Annotated in this window: 1 protein-coding gene; it reads left to right on the top strand. The window is 57.9% G+C overall.

Annotated features, from left to right (window positions below):
- The first annotated feature begins 60 nt into the window (after positions 1-60).
- A protein-coding gene (locus ACSR1C_RS20535; protein ID WP_460260866.1) for an IS3 family transposase occupies positions 61-1,211 on the top strand; the annotation gives its coding sequence in 2 pieces (ribosomal slippage) (positions 61-310 and positions 310-1,211; 1,152 coding nt in all).
- The last annotated feature ends 18 nt before the right edge of the window (positions 1,212-1,229 follow it).

Raw genomic sequence — 1,229 nt, 5'->3', positions numbered from 1 at the left:
TGAATAGCCCCTAGATTTGTAGACGCCTTGCTTGGTAATTTTGGAAGCAAGGAGGACGCTATGTCCGGAGCGAAATTCACAGACGAGTTCAAACGCGATGCGGTCGCCCAGGTCGAGGATCGCGGCTACCCGGTGCGTGAGGTGGCCGAGCGTTTGGGCGTCAGCACCAAGTCGATCTACACATGGCAGAAGCTGTTTTCTCGGCCCGCGAAAGTGATCCAGGAGGTCGATGCCCAAGCCGATGAGATCCGTCGCCTCAAGCGCGATCTAGCGCGGGTGACGGAGGAGCGGGACATCCTAAAAAAGGCGACCGCATACTTCGCCAGGGAGTCCCGGTGAGGTATGCGTTCATTGCCGAGAACCGGCTGATCTTTGCGGTCCGCGCGATGTGCCGGATGCTGTTGGTTCATCCAAGCGGCTTTTATGCATGGCTGAGAGAGCCTTTGAGTCCCCGTGCGTTGGAAGATCAGCGTCAAACCGTGCTGCTGAAGCAGGCTTGGGATGACAGCGGCGAGGTGTATGGATACCGCAAGCTGCACGATGATCTGTGCGACCTCGGCGAAGACATCAGCCCCAACCGGGCGTGGCGTTTGGCACGTCTGGCGGGCATAAGGGCCCAGATTGGTTACAAAAAGAAGCCGGGCTCTTATGGTGGCAGCCCTGCCGTCGTGGCCGATAACACCCTGAACAGAGAGTTCGATGTGGATGCGCCTGACCAGTTCTGGGTCACCGACATCACCTACATCCGCACCCATGAGGGGTTCCTGTATCTGGCCGTCGTGATCGATCTGTTTTCCCGGCGGGTCATTGGTTGGTCGATGCAGGGGCGGACCTACACCGACCTGCCGCTGCAAGCCCTGCTCATGGCTGTCTGGCGGCGCAAACCAAGGACAAAGGTCCATGTGCATTCCGACCAAGGGTCTCAGTTCACCAGCTATGAGTGGCAGGAGTTTCTCGAGCAGCACAACCTGGTCCCCAGCATGAGCCGCCGTGGGAACTGCTGGGATAACGCGGTGGTGGAGAGCTTCTTCAACCTGCTCAAGCGCGAACGCATCCGGCGCAGAAAGTATAAAACCCGCGAAGAAGCCCGGCGCGACGTGTTCGATTACATCGAGTTTTTCTACAACCCACAGCGCAAACACGTTAGGAACGGAATGCTGTCACCGATCGCATTCGAGCAGCAGCAGAAATTGAAGCTGCAAGGCGTCTAGCAAACTAGGGGCTATTCA

It is taken from the genome of Actibacterium sp. D185-2, assembly GCF_054954595.1.
The sequence above is the reverse complement of the archived record's forward strand: the minus strand, read 5'-3'. Positions and strand labels throughout refer to the sequence as shown.